Source organism: Erwinia sp. TECH1, from assembly GCF_054057575.1.
Genome location: NZ_JBSRZK010000001.1, coordinates 4,425,318 through 4,442,534 on the forward strand (window position 1 = coordinate 4,425,318; position 17,217 = coordinate 4,442,534).

Sequence of the window (17,217 nt, forward strand, 5' to 3'; positions counted from 1 at the left end):
ATTTTCCTGGGTTCTTTACAGCAGACGTTGATAGAGATCGCGGTAGGCCACGGCGGCCACCTGCCAGCTAAAATCCATTGCCATTGCCTGACGCTGTACGTAACGCCACAGCGAAGGGCGCGACCAGAGCACAAAGGCGCGGCGAATGGCACGGAGCAACGACCAGGCATTGCTGTCTTCAAAGACGAAACCGCTGGCAATGCCGTCGGCCAGGTTCTCCAGCGAGCTGTCGTTGACCGTATCGGCCAGGCCGCCGGTACGCCGCACCAGCGGCAGCGTGCCGTACTTCAGGCCGTAAAGCTGCGTCAGCCCGCAAGGCTCAAAGCGACTCGGCACCATAATCACGTCGGCGCCGCCCATGATGCGGTGCGAAAAGGCTTCGTGGTAGCCAATCTGCACGCCAACCTGACCCGGATATTCCGCGGCCGCCGCCAGGAAGCCCTGTTGCAGCACCGCGTCGCCCGCGCCCAGCAGCACCAGCTGACCGCCCTGCTCCAGCAGCCCAGGCAGCGCCTCCAGCACCAGATCCAGCCCTTTCTGCTTCGTCAGGCGGCTGACCACGGCAAACACCGGGGCTTTTTCGTCAATTTTCAGCCCCATCGCAATTTGCAGCTGGCGCTTGTTCTCCTGCTTGGCGTCTAACACGTCGCGGTTATAACGCGTGGTCAGCAGCAGATCCTGCTCCGGATCCCAGATCAGCGGATCCACGCCGTTCAGGATGCCGGTCAGCCGCCCTTCCATCTGCCGCTGCTTCAGCAGATCTTCCATACCGTAACCAAATTCCGGCTGGGTGATCTCGCGCGCATAGGTCGGGCTGACCGCCGTAATATGATCGGCATAGAACAGACCAGCTTTGAGGTAGGAGATCTGTCCATAAAATTCCAGGCCGTGCATATTGAAGAAAGACCACGGCAGCTGGATTTCGTCCAGATGATGCGCGTAAAACAGCCCCTGATACGCCAGGTTGTGTACGGTGAACACGGATTTTGCCGGACGGCCTCTGGCGGCCAGATAGGCGCAGGTCAGACCGGCGTGCCAGTCGTGCGCGTGAACCACTTCCGGTCGCCAGAAGGTGTCCAGTCCGCAGGCAATTTCGCAGCCCATCCAGCCCAGCAGCGCAAAACGGAGATAGTTATCCGTATAGGCAAACTGCGATTCATCGTGATACGGACTGCCGGGGCGATCGTACAGTCCCGGCGCGTCGATCAGATAGATGCCTACGCCGTCGTACTGTCCATAAAGCAGCTCGACATAGCCGGCAAAAGTATGCAGTCGGGCGACCACTTCAGTATCCGGTATCCCTTTTTTCAAGTCCGGAAACGCCGGGATCAATACGCGAGTATCAATCCCTTGTGCAATTTGCGCCGCCGGTAATGCTCCCACAACATCAGCAAGCCCGCCCGTTTTCAGCAGCGGGAAAATTTCTGAACAGACATGTAAAACCTGCATTATCGGCTCCTTTACCTTGTTCTGACGCGTTCCTCCGCATCAAATACCTGTGCTTTATTTTTGTACTTTATGCGGTTAACTGCGCCAGCCCAGCTTCGCCAGCATGGAACGCGTCACCAGCACAATGCCTTCTTCCGAGCGGTAAAAACGGCGCGCGTCATCATCCGGATTCTCACCGATTACCGTTCCTTCGGGCAGCACGCACGCACGATCTATAACGCAGCGGCGCAGGCGACAGGAGCGCCCCACTACCACATCCGGCGACAGCACAGAGGATTCGATATTGCAGAAAGAATTGATTCTTACGCGTGAAAACAAAACGGAATTCACTACCACCGAGCCGGAAATAATGCAGCCGCCCGATACCAGTGAATTCATCGTCATTCCATGACTGCCTGACCTGTCCTGCACGAATTTCGCCGGCGGCAGCGGCTCCATATGGGTACGGATAGGCCATTCACGGTCGTACATATCCAGCTCCGGCGTCACCGACGCCAGATCGAGATTGGCTTTCCAGTAAGCTTCCAGCGTGCCGACATCGCGCCAGTAAGGCGGCGCGTCTTTATCGCTTTGCACGCAGGACAGGCTGAAGGAGTGCGCCAGCGCTTCGCCGGTCGCTACGATCTTCGGCAGAATATCTTTGCCGAAGTCATGGTTCGATTCGGGAATTTTCAGATCGTCTTCCAGCAGCTGATAAAGATAGTCGGCGTTAAAGGTATAGATGCCCATGCTCGCCAGCGCCAGGGTATCGTTACCCGGCATCGACGGCGGATCGGCCGGTTTCTCCAGGAAATCGACGACTTTGTTCTGATCGTTGACCGCCATCACGCCGAAGGCGCTGGCCTCTTCAATCGGCACCGGCAGGCAGGCAATGGTGCATTTCGCGCCGTTCTCCACGTGGTCCAGCAGCATGCGCGAGTAGTCCATTTTGTAGATATGGTCGCCGGCCAGGATCACGATATATTTCGCTTCATAGCGCCGAATAATATCCAGATTCTGCGTCACGGCATCCGCCGTGCCCCGATACCAGTGCTCGGTAGTCTGGCGCTGCTGGGCAGGGAGCAGGTCGACGAACTCGTTCATCTCCTCGTTAAAAAGCGACCAGCCTCGCTGGATATGCTGCACCAGCGTGTGCGACTGGTACTGGGTGATCACCGCAATCCGTCGGATCCCGGAGTTCAGGCAGTTTGACAGGGCAAAATCGATAATGCGGAACTTGCCGCCGAAATGGACGGCAGGCTTGGCGCGGTTGGCGGTAAGGTCTTTCAGGCGCGTGCCGCGTCCGCCCGCCAGGATCAGGGCTACAGTTTGCGACGGCAATTGTCTTGCCAACATCAGAGGGTCGTTCTTATCTAAAGTGGCCATGCCTGACTCCTGTTATGGTTGTTCCTGGAACACGCACACACCGTGCGCGGCTCCATGCCAGACAGTTAACAGAATGGGGTTGTTTTCCCCGGCGAAGGGCGGAATGGCGTGCCAGCGCCCTGGTGGCAGCGTGATGTCGCACACTTCTTCGGTGGCGTTCATCACGATCAGCCAATGCTGCGACAGCCGGATCTGCATCCTGCGTTCGCCGTGGTGCCAGGCGTCGGCAGACAGCGGCTGACCGTCCGGCCCAAGCCATTCCACGTTGCCGTCGTCAATCTGCCACCAGCGATCGGCCTGAAGCGCAGGAATGCGTTTGCGCAGGTGGATCAGGGCAGCAGTAAAAGTAAACAGTCCGCTGTTGTTGTTTTCCCAGTCGAGCCAGGTCAGCTCGTTATCCTGACAGTAGGCGTTGTTGTTGCCGTGCTGAGTGTGGCCGTGTTCGTCGCCGGCCAGCAGCATCGGCGTGCCCTGCGAGAGCAGCAGCGTGGTCAATAAGCCGTGTACGCTGCGCAAACGGTGCTCGGCTACCAGCAGCGGCGCGTTCAGCCCTTCAACGCCGTGGTTATAGCTGTAGTTGCCGTTGTGGCCGTCGCGGTTATCTTCGCCGTTGGCCTCGTTGTGTTTTTCGTTAAAGCAGACCAGGTCGGTCAGGGTAAAGCCGTCGTGCGCGGTGATCAGGTTGATGCTGGCCGAAGGCAGCCGCCCTTGCTGGTTAAAGATATCGCTGGAGCCGGCGAAACGTTTGGCGAACTCAGCATTGCTGCTGTCGCCGTTCAGCCAGAAGCGCCGCATCGTGTCGCGGTACTGGTCATTCCATTCGGCAAACGGCGGCGGAAAGTTGCCGACCTGATAGCCGTCCGGGCCGATATCCCAGGGTTCCGCAATCAGCTTGCATTGAGAGAGCAGCGGATCTTCCTGCATCGCTTCAAAAATAGAGGCGTGCGGATGGTATTCCGGCGTGCGGCCCAGCACCGTCGCCAGGTCAAAGCGGAAGCCGTCGACGTGGCAAACCTCAACCCAGTACCGCAGGCACTCCAGCGTCCAGTCCAGCACGTTAGGATGGCTGATGTTGAGCGTGTTGCCGCAGCCGGTCCAGTTTTCATACTTGCCCTGCTCGTCCAGCCAGTAGAAGCTTTTGTTATCCACGCCGCGCTTCGACAGCATCGGCCCGGTTTCATCCAGCTCGGCCGTATGGTTAAACACTACGTCCAGCACCACTTCAATGCCTGCCGCATGCAGCGCTTTCACCGCCTGCTGGAATTCATCACGCGGATGCACGTCGTTCACGCCGGAAGCGTAGCGGGAATCCAGCGCATAAGGCGCCAGCGGGTTGTAGCCCCAATAGTTGGTCAACCCAAGCCGCAGCAGACGCGGCTCGTGCGCGAAGAAGGCTACCGGCAGCAGCTCCAGCGTGGTAATGCCCAGCCGCTTGAAGTAGTCGATCATCACCGGATGACCCAGCGCGGCATAGGTGCCCTGGATTTCTTTCGGGATACCGGGATGGCGTTTGGTCAGGCCGCGTACGTGAGCCTCGTAAATAACGGTGGAGCCCCACGGCACGCGCGGCGATTTGTCGTCTTCCCAGTCGAAATCTTCGGCCACGACCACGCTGCGCGGTGCAACTGCCGCGCTGTCTTTGGTATCCAAAACCTGTGGGCCGCACTGAAAACGAGGATCGTCAGTAACTTCACCGATCACTTCGCGCGCGCAGGGGTCAATCAGCAGCTTGTGTGGGTTGAAGCGATGCCCGGCTTCGGGCTGCCAGGGGCCGTGAACGCGGTAGCCATAAAGCTGGCCTGGTTTGGCGGCGGGCAGATAGCCGTGCCAGATATCGCCGGTGCGGGCGGGCAGCTCCATTCGCGTTTCAATGCCTCGCTCGTCAAACAGGCAAAGCTCTACCCGCTCGGCGTGTTGCGAAAACAGCGTAAAATTTACGCCCTTGCCGTCATAGGTCGCGCCTGTGGGCGTGGATTTACCGGGCTGCAATTGACTCATGAGGCCTCCCTGACCAGCCACACCGTAGCAAGCGGCGGCAAGGTCATACTGATTGAGTGTTCGCGGTTATGGCTCGGAATAGCCTCGCTGCTAATCGATCCCAGATTACCGACATTGCTGCCGTGATAATGCGCGGAATCGGTATTCAACACTTCCTGCCAGCTTCCCGCTTGCGTAACGCCGAAACGGTAGTCGTAGCGCGTAACAGGCGTAAAGTTGCTGACTACAATCAGTTCATTGCCTTCACGATCGCGGCGCACAAAAACAAACACCGAGTTATCAAAATCATCCACGACCAGCCACTCAAAGCCCATCTGGTCAAAATCAAGCTGATACAGCGGCGGATGCTCGCGGTAGGTATGGTTCAGGTCGCGCACCAGGCGCTGCACGCCGTTGTGCCAGTTGTCCTCGCCCTCCAGCAGATGCCAGTCCAGGCTGATATCGTGATTCCACTCTTTGCCCTGCGCGAACTCATTGCCCATAAACAGCAGCTTTTTGCCGGGGAAGCCGTACATCCAGCCGTAGTAGGCGCGCAGATTGGCGAACTTCTGCCAGACGTCGCCGGGCATCCGATCCAGGATAGAACGCTTGCCGTGCACCACTTCATCGTGCGACAGCGGTAGCACGAAATTTTCGGTGGAGTTGTAAAGCATTCCGAAGGTCAGATTGTTGTGGTGATGCTTGCGGTAGAGCGGATCTACCTGCATGTAGTCCAGGGTGTCGTGCATCCAGCCCAGGTTCCACTTGTACCAGAAGCCCAGGCCGCCCGTTTCGGACGGACGCGTGACGCCCGGAAAATCGGTGGACTCTTCCGCCACGGTCACGGTGCCGGGCGCGGCGTTGCCCAGCGTGCGGTTGGTGTAGCGCAGGAAAGCGATAGCTTCCAGGTTTTCCCGGCCGCCAAAATGGTTAGGGATCCATTCGCCTTCCGCCCGGCTGTAGTCGCGATAGATCATGGAGGCAACGGCATCCACGCGCAGGCCGTCGATGCCAAAACGTTCGATCCAGTAGAGCGCGTTGCCGGTCAGATAGTTGCTGACTTCACGACGGCCAAAGTTATAAATCAGCGTGTTCCAGTCCTGATGAAAGCCTTCGCGCGGGTCGCCGTGCTCATACAGCTCGGTGCCGTCAAATTTGGCGAGGCCGAAATCATCGGAAGGAAAATGTCCCGGCACCCAGTCCAGCAGCACGTTCAGGCCGGCCTGATGGGCAACGGCAATAAAGTTACGGAACTCGTCGCGCGTGCCGAAACGGCGCGTTGGCGCATACATGCCGGTAGGCTGATAGCCCCAGCTGCCGTCAAACGGATGCTCGTTGATCGGCATCAGTTCAAGATGGGTAAAGCCCATCTCTTTGGCATAAGGCACCAGCTGCTCGGCCAGCTCTTTGTAGCTCAGCCAGTAGTTGTTATCCGTATGGCGACGCCACGATCCGAGATGCACCTCATAAATAGAGATGGGCGCGTCAAAATCGTTGGCCCGCTGGCGCGCTTCCGACATGGTGGTTTTAGGCGGAATGCCGCAAATCATCGAGGCGCTGTCCGGCCGCATCTGCGCTTCAAAAGCATACGGGTCGGATTTCAGCCGCAGCTGCCCGTTTTTATCGATGATTTCATATTTATAAAGCTGCCCCTGCACGGCGCCGGGCACAAACAGCTCCCAGACGCCACTCTCCTGACGCAGTCGCATAGGATGGCGACGGCCATCCCAGAAGTTAAAATCGCCGACCACGGAGACACGACGGGCATTAGGTGCCCATACGGAAAAGCGGGTGCCGATAACGCCGTCAATCACGTCCGAGTGCGCGCCCATGCTCTCATAGGGACGTAAGTGGGTGCCTTCCGCCAGTAGCCAGCTGTCCAGCTCTTTCAGCAGCGGCCCAAAGCGATAGGCATCATCCACCAGGTTTTGCTGACCGTGCCAGGTGACGGCCAGCTGGTAGCGGAACATATTTTTGCGGCGTGGGATCACGCCTTCGAAAAATCCCCGTGAATCAATACATTCCAGCTGAGCACATTTCCGGCCGGTATTGGTTTCGATTACCCAAACTTCGGTGGCGTCCGGCAACAGGGCGCGCACCGTCAATCCCTTTGGGGTTTGATGCATGCCGAGTAGCGAAAAGGGGTCAGCATAATGACCGGAAATTAACGCATTAATTAACCGGCGATCCGTAAGCTCTGACATGACTGTACCTGTAATGTATGGCAGGCGATCCTTTTTCAGAAAAAAACGAATGCGCTGCTCTTCATTGAGCCAAAAGCACGCTGGCGGGTACGGCCTGACATCCTGTGCAAAAAACCGCCGCAGCGTGCGACAACTTCTGTTGAATACTCAAAACGTGATCGGACGTGGCAGACAGCGCCAAACATCCCGTAATCGGGCGATACAGCTAAGCATAGCCAGGGCGCCAGTAAAGCCAGGGTCGAATGAAGAAAAAATATTGCTTTCAGATCAAACTTTCACAGATTAGTAAGCGGCATGGAAAAGCAGGGAAGCCGGAGCGATAAAATTCCCCTCAGGGAACAAATGCAGTTAAGGCGCACGGTTAACCGCTTTCACCGATCGCGACATGTTGACCGTTGATGAATGTTTAAACAGCGCAACTGTTATCGTTAATGTTGGGAAAGATATGGAAATTAAAAATGGAAAAGTAACCTTCGCGGCACGACAGGCACGACCGCGTGCAGGTGAAAGCGCCCTGCCGTTCTGGCAGGGCGAGGCGGTCTTAATCCACCAGCAGTCGTAGCATCCGGCGCAGCGGCTCGGCGGCCCCCCACAGCAGCTGGTCGCCAACGGTAAAGGCAGAAAGATACTCCGGCCCCATATTCAGCTTGCGCAGACGGCCCACAGGCGTTTTCAGCGTGCCGGTCACCGCCGCTGGCGTCAGCTCGCGCAGGGTCAGCTCACGGTCATTTGGCACCACGGTAGCCCATTCGTTATGGGCAGCCAGCAGCTGTTCGATTTCCGCCAGCGGCACATCCTTTTTCAGCTTCAGCGTAAACGCCTGGCTGTGGCAGCGCAGCGCGCCAACGCGCACGCACAGGCCGTCGACCGGAATAGTGCGCGCCGGCTGCAGGATCTTGTTGGTTTCCGCCTGGCCTTTCCACTCTTCGCGGCTCTGGCCGTTTTCCAGCTGTTTGTCGATCCACGGGATCAGGCTACCCGCCAGCGGTACGCCGAAGTTATCGGTTGGCAGCACGCCGCTGCGGCTCATCTCGGTGACTTTGCGTTCGATATCCAGGATAGCGGAGGCCGGATTTTGCAGCTCTTTCGCCACGCCGTCGTGCAGCATTCCCATCTGTGCCAGCAGCTCACGCATATGCCGCGCGCCGCCGCCGGAAGCCGCCTGGTAGGTCGCCACTGACGCCCACTCCACCAGATCCTGGGCGAACAGGCCGCCCAGCGACATCAGCATCAGACTGACGGTACAGTTGCCGCCCGCAAAAGTTTTAATGCCTTTGTCCAGACCCTGACGAATAACGTGGTGGTTGACCGGATCCAGGATAATCAGCGCGTCGTCCTGCATACGCAGCGTGGAGGCCGCATCAATCCAGTACCCCTGCCAGCCTGCCGCACGCAGCTTTGGATAAATCTCGGTGGTGTAGTCGCCGCCCTGGCAGGTGATAATGATATCCAGCGCCTTCAGCGCGTCCAGGTCATACGCATTTTGCAGCAGGCCCGGAGACTGACCGCCAAACTGCGGCGCGGCCTGACCATGCTGAGACGTGGAGAAAAATACCGGGCGAATGACGTCAAAGTCGCGCTCTTCCGTCATCCGCTGCATCAGCACGGAACCGACCATGCCGCGCCAACCAATTAAGCCTACTGATTTCATATTGCACCTGTTTCAGGCTGGTTTGCCCGTCTGCGAGTAGCCTTGAGCCGCCCGCTGGCGAAAGGCAAACTGTCTGCGACAAAAACGCCTGACCTGTTAGAGTAAGTGATAAGAAAGAAATATGGCTATCACCTTACAAAATGCAGCAAAAGTGGCAAGTGAATTAATTCGATTAGCGCGGCTTTTTTAGCAGAGCTGCTTATAACGGAAGACCAGCCCCGGTGGAAAGAAGGAGAAACCCATGACAGAGATGATTTCGGTGACCATATTATTGCTGCTTATTATGGATCCGCTGGGCAATTTGCCGATTTTTATGTCGGTTTTAAAGCATCTGGAGCCGAAACGTCGTCGGACGGTGCTGATTAGGGAAATGCTGATCGCGCTGGCGATTATGCTGCTGTTCCTGTTTGCCGGTGAAAAAATTCTCGCGTTTCTGAACCTGCGAACGGAGACCGTCTCGATTTCCGGCGGCATTATCCTGTTTCTGATCGCTATCAAGATGATTTTCCCCTCGCACGAAAGCAACAGCAGTGGCCTGCCCGCAGGCGAAGAACCTTTTCTGGTGCCGTTGGCCATTCCGCTGGTGGCTGGCCCTTCGCTGCTGGCGACGCTAATGCTGCTGTCGCATCAGTATCCCAACAACATCGGCTACCTGGCGGGCTCGCTGCTGATCGCCTGGGGCGCTACGGTGGCGATCCTACTCTTTTCGGGGCTGTTTTTACGGCTGCTGGGCGAAAAAGGCGTTAACGCGCTGGAGCGTCTGATGGGCCTGATCCTGATTATGCTGGCCACCCAGATGTTCCTGGACGGGATCCGCGCTTATCTGAAGCTCTGATCGGAACACAACCACTGTATGAAATGTTTTGCCGCTTCTGTCGTGCGGCATTGCGCCTTTTCCTCCTGAACAGGGCATCAGTTATTCGGTAGTACAGTAACAAACGCTGTCTGTACTCTCTGAAGGTCTGTATAATTTTCAGGCGAATTTATTAACTGACAGCGGATAAGATAAGTCCAAAGGATTGGCAATGATGAAAATTACGGTACAGCCTTTTAAGCTGCCGATGCGTACCCGAAACGTCTGCTATATCGCTACGGTTGAAAAAAGAGCGGATAAGACAGAGGAATACATTATTGATATAGAACGCCTGCCCAGTCAGTTTCATGAAATTTTCGCAGGTGACTATTCTCCTCACACCCTTCAAAACGATTTTTATCTCTTCAATTTTTACACGTTAGAAGCAGTCATGACCGATTCCCCTCTATTTTCGCCGGGTAAAGAAATGAATTTTTCCTGGCTCGAGCTGAAAGAATTTATGTTAAAAGCAGTGGGCGGAGCAATCACGGATTTTGTTGCTAAATACGCGCCGCAGGCCGTGGTAGCTATTCCCGTCCGGCCCGGGCTTGGCAAGCTATATGACGAAGTACTGAGTGAAAATGAACAAAATTCAGGCTATCATTACGTCTCAAAATACAGGGAATGGGGGATCTATGTCATTGAAACCTGATTGTGAAACCGGGCGTTCAGCACACGGGTTAACTCGTGAAGAGGTAATGCGTATGGCTCGACAGCATAAAACCCAGCGAGCAATCGAACTTTCATCTGCCATTCGTGAAGCTGGCGGGATCGGAAATCTGGGTGCACCGTTGCCGGATGCGATGTTACGCCGCTCGGTTCAGAAGTAATTCAGAAGCCGTTGCCTGCATAACAATCAATCGCGACTGTCAAAGAGTGGCTGCTGACGGCAAGATTTTACTGTTTGGGATCGGTCTGGTCGTGGCGTCCGCAGAGCCAACGACGCCGGCTATTCTCGTGGGATGGTTGCCTTATTAGTTATTGCGCCCTACCTGCTGTTCCCCTTTCTGATTTTTCCTCCTTCAGCAAAAGAAAAAGGCGAGCGGCGCTAAGCCGCCCGCCGATCAATACATTAAGAAAGCAGCGCAAAGGCGATCATACCCACGATAGCGCCGGTAGTGCCGAGGATGGTTTCCATCATCGTCCAGGTCTTCAGCGTCTGCCCTTCGGTTGCGCCGGTAAAACGGCCGAACAGCCAGAAGCCCGCGTCGTTAACGTGGCTGAAAATGATCGAACCGCCCGCGATACAGATGGATAATGCCGCCATCTGCGCGCCGGAATAATGCAGCGGTTCAATTACCGGCATAATCAGTCCTACCGCCGTCAGACAGGCGACCGTTGCGGAGCCCTGAATGATGCGCACCGCGCCCGCCAGGATAAAGCAGGCCAGCGCCACCGGTAGGCCCGCGCCGGTCAGTGCATGCCCCAACGCCGGGCCAACGCCCGAATCCACCAGCACCTGCTTAAAGACGCCGCCCGCGCCAATTACCAGCAGAATGATACCCGCCGGCTGCAACGCGCTGCCGCAAATCTGCATCACCCGCTCTTTATCCATGCCCTGACGATACGCCAGGCCATAGATCGCCAGCAAACAGGCGAGCAGAATGGCGATAAACGGATGGCCAATAAACTCCAGCCACTCATAGAGCGAAGTGCCTTCGGTCGCAAAGCGCGCGCCGATGGTTTTCAGCCCAACCAGCACCAGCGGAAACAGGATCAGTGACAGGCTGAAGCCGAACGAGGGCAGCTTGCTCTCATCAAACTCAGGATGGTTGTCCTCTGTCGGCAGAGTAAATTCCACGTGTCGGCTGATAAAGTTGCCGAACAGCGGGCCGGCGATCAGCATGCTGGGGATCGCCGCGCAGACGCCGAGCAGGATCATCCAGCCGAAATCGACGTGCATCTGCGAAGCCAGCAGCATCGGCGCCGGGCCGGGCAGCAAAAACGCCGCCGCCGCCGCCACGCCAGCAAACAGCGGGATAACCAGCTTGACCAGGTTGTCGCCGGTGCGGCGCGCCACGGCGAAGGCGATGCTGATCAGCAGCACCACCGCCACCTCAAAGAACAGCGGCAGCGCGCAGATCAGCCCGGCGATGCCCATCGCGTAATGCGCGCGGCTTTCACCAAACGTTTTCAGCATCTTGATCGCTATTTGATCGACCGCGCCGGTTTCGTGCAGAATTTTACCGAACATCGCACCCAGCGCGACGACCACGGCCAGGAAGCCCAGCGTGCCGCCCATGCCTTTTTGCATGGTGGCGGCAATGTCATCCAGCGGCATTCCGGAGAAGATCCCGGCGCCGACAGAGACCAGCATCAGCGCCAGAAAGGCGTGCATCCGCGCTTTCATCACGAGGAACAGCAGCAGCAGGACAGAGCCTGCCGCGGTTAATACCAGTGTTGCAGTTGCCATGACACCCTACTTATTTATCGCACCTTCGATGGTGGCGATAGTGGTAGCCACAACTTCATCCAGCGTCTGGTTGATATCCACGACCAGCACGTCGCGCTCGTCGCTGCCCGGCTCCTCCAGCGTTTCAAACTGCGTGACCAGCATCTGCGGCTTGAAGAAGTGCCCTTTACGCGCGCGCAGACGGCCCTCAATGGTATCGAAATCGCCCTTCATATAGATGAACGACAGGTTGTCATTGCCCTCGCGCAGAATGTCGCGGTAGCTCTTTTTCAGCGAGGAACAAACGATCAGCGAAACCTGATTGGTACGCTGCATAGCAAACGCGGCGTCGTTAATCGCCTTCAGCCAGGGACGGCGGTCGTCGTCGTTCAGGGGATGACCGTCCGCCATCTTTTGAATATTGCTGCGAGGATGCAGGAAATCGCCATCCAGGAAGGCCGCTTTCAGATGATAAGCGACGGCATTGGCAACGGCCGATTTGCCGCTGCCGGATACGCCCATCAGCACAAATACATGATTGGACGGAAAAGAGTTGTTCATTGTTTTACTCCGGCGAAGATGTCAGGGACCTGCCCATTATTGTTAGCGTTATGTTGTTATCGGTAACATTGTCTGGACGCCCGTGAAGTATGGCAACAGCCAGAGCGGAAAAAGCTGGTAAATGTGAGATGGTTCAAAAAAATGACAGATTAGGAGTGGCTGCGGCACAAAGGGACAAAGAACCGGGCAGATCGGCTCTATGGGATCAAACAGAGCCGACGGGCTCGGCTCTGTGGAATCAAATACTGCCGCCTTCAGAAATCGTAAAGCCGACGTCGATCTGCTGCGATCCGGTTTGCTCGCCGCGAATGCGCGCCAGCAGGAGCGAGGCGGAAACCTGCCCCATTTTTTCACGCGGCGTCAGCACGGTGGCCAGCTCTGGCGTGACCACCTGGGTGATGTCGTGGCCGTGGAAGCCCGCGATAGCAATATCCTGCGGCACGCGCAGCCCCTGCCGCTGGCATTCAAACATGGCGCCTATCGCTAAATCATCGTTGGTGCAAAACAGACTGTCTGTATCAGGATAGCGCTGCTGCGCCGCCAGCATCAGCGTGCCGCCCATCGAAAAAGAAGAGGCTTCTTCCATCATGATGCTGCGCGGCTCCAGGTTCGCTTCGCGCATCGCCTGTTCATAACCCTGATGCTTCAGCAAAGTACGTTCGTCCAGCCTCGCCCCCAGATAAACCGTGCGGCGATGTCCCTTGCGCAGGATAGCGTGGGTCATCTGCCGCGCCGCCTCGACGTTATCAAACCCTACCGCCAGATCCAGGCAAGGCGAAACGCAGTCCATCATCTCCAGCACCGGGATCCCTGCGGTTTCGATCATCCGCAGGCTGGCTGGCGTGTGGGTGCGTTCGGTCAGGATCAGCCCGTCGATATTCCAGCCCAGCAGCGAGCGCATCTGTAGCTCTTCTTTTTCCGCGCTGTAGCCAAAATGGCCCAGCATGGTCTGATAACCTGCCGCATCGGTTACGGCTTCGATGCCGCGCAGCACGTCGGCGAAAACCTGGTTGGTAAGAGAAGGCAGCAGCACGCCGATCGCCCGGCTGGTGGCGTTAGATAAAATATCGGGCGCGCGGTTAGGGATATAGCCCAGTTCATCGAGCGCGGCGGCAATACGGCTTTGCAAGGCAACGGAAACCTGATCGGGATTGCGCAGATAGCGGCTGACGGTCATCTTGGTGATGCCCACACGATCGGCAACGTCCTGTAGCACCGGTCTTTTCTTCTTCATTATTTTCAGGGAGTCAGAGGGTGGATCGCTTGAGTGTAACAAAATTGGCGGGAAAACGGTGAAGGGCGCGGCAGGCCGCGCCCAAAGTGTGATCTTAAACCGGCGGCAGATCGAACAGCAGGATTTCGGCGTCGCTGGCGGCTTCCAGGCTCAGCGAAGCTTCATCCCAGATTGCGAAAGCGTCGCTGGTGCCCGCTTTTTCGCCGTTGACCGTGACATCGCCTTTCACCACCTGGATCCAGATACGACGGTTCGGCTCAACCTGTACGGTATCCTGCTCGCCCTGCTTCAGCACCCAGCGGGAAAGCGTCATATCCTGATAAACTTTCAGCGAGCCTTCACGCGCATCCGGCGACAGCACCAGCTGGCGGCCCTGAACATCCGCGAAACGACGCTGATCGTAACGTGGCGTGATGCCCGTTCTTTCCGGAATAATCCAGATCTGATACAGGTGCAGCGGCACGTCTTTGCTGGCGTTGTACTCAGAGTGACGCACGCCGGTGCCGGCGCTCATAATCTGGAACTCGCCCGCCGGGATCTGCTCCTTATTGCCCATGCTGTCTTCATGCTCAACGGTACCGGAAAGCACATACGTCAGGATTTCCATATCTTTATGGGGATGAGTGCCGAAGCCCTGGCCGCCATCAATAACATCTTCGTTAATCACTCGCAGCGCCGAGAAGCCCATAAAGTTGGCGTCGTAGTAGTTAGCGAAAGAAAACGTGTGCCAGCTGTCCAGCCAGCCGTGGTTAGCGTGACCGCGTTCTTGTGCTTTGCGTAAGTAAATCATGTTCAATCCTCCTCAACGTTTTCACATAGTCTGGACCTGTGCTGACCGGGAAGATAGCGGAGAAAATTGTCTCCTCTGTTCAAATTATTCGATGAAATTAACAGGCGTCTTTCAGACCGTTTGCGCAAGCAGATAAGAAGGGAGAAAACGGAGGTTGCCGCCGGGCAGGCAAAAAAAAAGCCAGCACCCGAGCTGGCTAAATAATATTGGAAGCAATGTGAGCAATGTCGTGCCTTCCCGACCGGTCCGTGAAGCCCAAATCGAAAACGCATGACAATAATAATCATTATCATTCGCACTTGTAAAGCCTCTGCGGCATTTTTTTCGCTTGCTTTTGCGCCAGAATCCCCTGAATTTAAGCAGGAAATAACCAAAAGGAGCGAGAGAATGAGTGAGATAGTGATAAGACACGCCGTCGTTGAAGACGCTGCCGCGCTGCATCGTATTGTCAGCCAGCCGGAAACCTACACCGACACGCTACAGCTTCCTCATCCCTCGCTTCAGCTTGTTCAGGAACGTCTACAGAAACTTCAGCCCGGCATGCAGCGGCTGGTCGCCTGCGTTGATGAACAGGTGGTCGGCAACTTATATCTGGAGGTTAATGGCCGCGCGCGTCGGCGGCATACCGCGACTTTTGGACTCTGCGTCGATTATCACTACCGTGGTCGCGGCGTGGCCTCCGCATTGATGCAGGAGATGGTCAGCCTGTGCGATAGCTGGCTGAGCGTCGAGCGCATTGAGCTAACGGTATTTGCCGACAACGACACGGCGGTAAGATTGTATCAGCGGTTTGGTTTTGAAACGGAAGGCGTGGCGCGGCGCTATGCCGTACGCAACGGCAAACAGGTGGATGCGCTCTATATGGCGCGTTTGCGCGCCGCTTAAAACACAGGGGCGATAAAATATCGCCCCCTCTCGTTAATAACCTGCCGTCAGATCGTCAACAGAGCGAGGATCGGAAGCGCCATACAGGGTGCCGTCCGGGCCGATCATAATGCTCTGCGTGCTGCCCATCGCAGGCAGTACCTTAACGTGCTGCCCTTTTGCCTCCAGCAGCTTCAGCGTATCCGGGCTGAAGCCTTTCTCCACGCGCAGCTGATCCGGCAACCACTGATGGTGAAAGCGCGGCGCGTTGGTCGCTTCCGCCACGTTCATACCGAAATCGATGCTGTTAACGACCATTTGCAGCACGGTTGTAATAATACGGCTGCCGCCCGGACTGCCCGTTACCAGCCAGGTTTTGCCGTCTTTGGCGACGATGGTCGGCGACATGGAAGAGAGCGGCCTTTTGTAAGGCTGCACCGCATTTGCCTCGCCGCCGACCAGACCATAAATATTCGGCGTGCCCGGCTTGGCGGAAAAATCGTCCATTTCGTTGTTGAGCAAAATGCCGCTCTTGCCCGCCACGATCCCGCTGCCAAAATAGGTGTTCAGCGTATAGGTCACCGCGACCGCATTACCCTGCTTATCGACCACGGAAAAATGCGTGGTCTGATTGCTCTCATAAGGCGCCAGCTTGCCGGGTTTAATCTCTGTCGAAGGCAGCGCTTTGTTCACGTCAATCTGCTGGGCCAGCGATTTCGCATAGGCTTTACTGGTCAGCGCCTGCCACGGCACTTTCACAAAATCAGGATCGCCCAGATACTCAGAACGATCGGCGTAGGCATGTTTTTCCGCTTCCGCCATCACCTGCATAGCGTCGGCGCTGCCAAAGCCCATTTTCGCCAGATCGAAGTTTTCCAGGATATTGAGGATTTCCACTATATGGATCCCGCCGGAAGAAGGCGGCGGCATAGAAAAGACTTCATAACCGCGATAGGTGCCGCTGATGGGCTTACGCTCGACCGCTTTATAATTGGCCAGATCCGCTTTGCCGATCAGGCCGCCGTTCGCCGCCATTTCCGCGGCGATTTCCGAGGCGATCTCCCCTTTATAGAAAGCGTCCGGGCCTTGCGTCGCAATCAGCCGCAGGCTACGGGCAAGATTATGCTGCACCAGCTTTTCGCCGCGCGCGTAGGGCTGGCCGTCTGCTTTATAAAAAACGGCTTTACTGTTGGGGTGCGTAATCAGCACTTCTTTGCCGTACACTTTCAAATCATCAGCCAGCGCTTCGTTAACCACGATGCCTTTTTCCGCCAGCCTGATGGCCGGTGCGATCAGCTGCGCCAGCGGCAACGTGCCGTACTCTTTATTCGCCAGCGCGAAACCGGCCACGGTGCCCGGCACGCCGGAAGCCAGATGGGAGGTCAGCGACTTTTTACCGTCGGCGTTGCCCTGGGCGTCTAAAAACATATCGCGACTGGCTTTAATCGGTGCCATTTCACGAAAATCGATGGCGGTAGCATGGCCGGAAGCGGTGCGGATTAGCATAAAACCGCCGCCGCCAAGGTTACCGGCCTGCGGATGCGTGACGGCCAGCGCATAGCCGACGGCGATGGCGGCATCTACCGCATTGCCGCCGCGTTTCAGCACGTCCACGCCTGCCTGGGTGGCGAGCGCATCTACCGAGGCGACCATGCCGTGCTGCTCTTTTACCGGATGGAAAGTATCGGCGTCCACGCCGTACGAGATTGGCGGCGCGGTGGGCGCTGCCGTCGCGCCCTGCCAGAAAATCAGTCCTGCTATCAGCGATGCTGCCAGCGTCACTCTGCCCTGCCCCATATTCACCTCTTATTAGAATTATTTACGTTTGTTTACCGTCTCTAACTATGCACAAAACAAGCGAAAAGGCGAGAAAACCT

Annotated in this window: 14 protein-coding genes; 4 read left to right on the top strand and 10 right to left on the bottom strand. The window is 56.7% G+C overall.

Features of this window, described 5'->3' with window-relative positions:
• Positions 1 to 15 precede the first annotated feature (15 nt).
• The 4 genes from glgA to glgB all read right to left on the bottom strand — a co-directional run bounded on the left by glgA (position 16) and on the right by glgB (position 6,995).
• Positions 16 to 1,449: a glycogen synthase GlgA gene (gene glgA, locus ACVWZ0_RS20840; protein ID WP_125289905.1), complete on the bottom strand. Its 1,434-nt coding sequence runs from the start codon at positions 1,447 to 1,449 to the stop codon at positions 16 to 18.
• Positions 1,450 to 1,524: 75 nt separating this feature from the next.
• A complete protein-coding gene (gene glgC / locus ACVWZ0_RS20845; RefSeq protein WP_253457562.1) occupies positions 1,525 to 2,814 on the bottom strand; it encodes a glucose-1-phosphate adenylyltransferase in 1,290 nt (429 codons plus the stop codon).
• A gap of 12 nt (positions 2,815 to 2,826) precedes the next feature.
• Positions 2,827 to 4,812 carry a glycogen debranching protein GlgX gene (gene glgX, locus ACVWZ0_RS20850; RefSeq protein ID WP_253457559.1) on the bottom strand — a complete coding sequence of 662 codons (1,986 nt, stop codon included), beginning with the start codon at positions 4,810 to 4,812 and terminating at the stop codon, positions 2,827 to 2,829.
• Complete coding sequence (glgB, locus tag ACVWZ0_RS20855; protein WP_253457556.1) at positions 4,809 to 6,995, bottom strand: 1,4-alpha-glucan branching enzyme; 2,187 nt, start codon at positions 6,993 to 6,995, stop codon at positions 4,809 to 4,811. The genes glgX and glgB overlap by 4 nt, the downstream gene beginning before the upstream one ends.
• 385 nt (positions 6,996 to 7,380) lie before the next feature.
• Here glgB and ACVWZ0_RS20860 point away from each other — a divergent pair, with 385 nt between their 5' ends.
• Complete coding sequence (locus ACVWZ0_RS20860; RefSeq protein WP_253457553.1) at positions 7,381 to 7,557, top strand: hypothetical protein; 177 nt, start codon at positions 7,381 to 7,383, stop codon at positions 7,555 to 7,557.
• On the opposite strand, the gene asd is transcribed toward ACVWZ0_RS20860, so the two are convergent.
• A complete protein-coding gene (asd, locus tag ACVWZ0_RS20865; protein WP_253457550.1) occupies positions 7,537 to 8,646 on the bottom strand; it encodes an aspartate-semialdehyde dehydrogenase in 1,110 nt (369 codons plus the stop codon). The two genes, ACVWZ0_RS20860 and asd, sit on opposite strands and share 21 nt — an antisense overlap.
• A 241-nt stretch (positions 8,647 to 8,887) precedes the next feature.
• Between asd and ACVWZ0_RS20870 the strand changes: the two genes are divergently transcribed.
• Both ACVWZ0_RS20870 and ACVWZ0_RS20875 read left to right on the top strand, forming a co-directional pair.
• Entirely contained in the window at positions 8,888 to 9,481 is a 594-nt protein-coding gene (locus ACVWZ0_RS20870) for a YhgN family NAAT transporter (protein ID WP_125289910.1), read from the top strand.
• 190 nt (positions 9,482 to 9,671) lie between these two features.
• A complete protein-coding gene (locus ACVWZ0_RS20875) occupies positions 9,672 to 10,151 on the top strand; it encodes a hypothetical protein (protein ID WP_253457548.1) in 480 nt (159 codons plus the stop codon).
• 420 nt (positions 10,152 to 10,571) lie between these two features.
• Here ACVWZ0_RS20875 and gntU read toward each other — a convergent pair whose 3' ends face one another.
• From gntU to ACVWZ0_RS20895, 4 genes are all read right to left on the bottom strand, one after another.
• Positions 10,572 to 11,912 carry a gluconate transporter gene (gene gntU, locus ACVWZ0_RS20880; protein WP_125289912.1) on the bottom strand — a complete coding sequence of 447 codons (1,341 nt, stop codon included), beginning with the start codon at positions 11,910 to 11,912 and terminating at the stop codon, positions 10,572 to 10,574.
• A gap of 6 nt (positions 11,913 to 11,918) precedes the next feature.
• On the bottom strand, positions 11,919 to 12,452 hold the full coding sequence (gene gntK, locus ACVWZ0_RS20885; protein WP_253457545.1) for a gluconokinase: 534 nt from the start codon (positions 12,450 to 12,452) through the stop codon (positions 11,919 to 11,921).
• 238 nt (positions 12,453 to 12,690) lie between these two features.
• Positions 12,691 to 13,686 carry a gluconate operon transcriptional repressor GntR gene (gene gntR, locus ACVWZ0_RS20890; protein WP_253457542.1) on the bottom strand — a complete coding sequence of 332 codons (996 nt, stop codon included), beginning with the start codon at positions 13,684 to 13,686 and terminating at the stop codon, positions 12,691 to 12,693.
• Positions 13,687 to 13,780: 94 nt separating this feature from the next.
• Positions 13,781 to 14,476 (bottom strand): pirin family protein, encoded by a 696-nt coding sequence (locus ACVWZ0_RS20895; protein ID WP_253457539.1) that lies wholly within the window; start codon positions 14,474 to 14,476, stop codon positions 13,781 to 13,783.
• A gap of 387 nt (positions 14,477 to 14,863) precedes the next feature.
• Between ACVWZ0_RS20895 and ACVWZ0_RS20900 the strand changes: the two genes are divergently transcribed.
• Complete coding sequence (locus ACVWZ0_RS20900) at positions 14,864 to 15,361, top strand: GNAT family N-acetyltransferase (protein WP_253457535.1); 498 nt, start codon at positions 14,864 to 14,866, stop codon at positions 15,359 to 15,361.
• Between the two features lie 33 nt (positions 15,362 to 15,394).
• Here the strand turns inward: ACVWZ0_RS20900 and ggt are convergent, their stop codons facing one another.
• Positions 15,395 to 17,137 carry a gamma-glutamyltransferase gene (gene ggt, locus ACVWZ0_RS20905; RefSeq protein ID WP_253457532.1) on the bottom strand — a complete coding sequence of 581 codons (1,743 nt, stop codon included), beginning with the start codon at positions 17,135 to 17,137 and terminating at the stop codon, positions 15,395 to 15,397.
• Positions 17,138 to 17,217 lie beyond the last annotated feature (80 nt).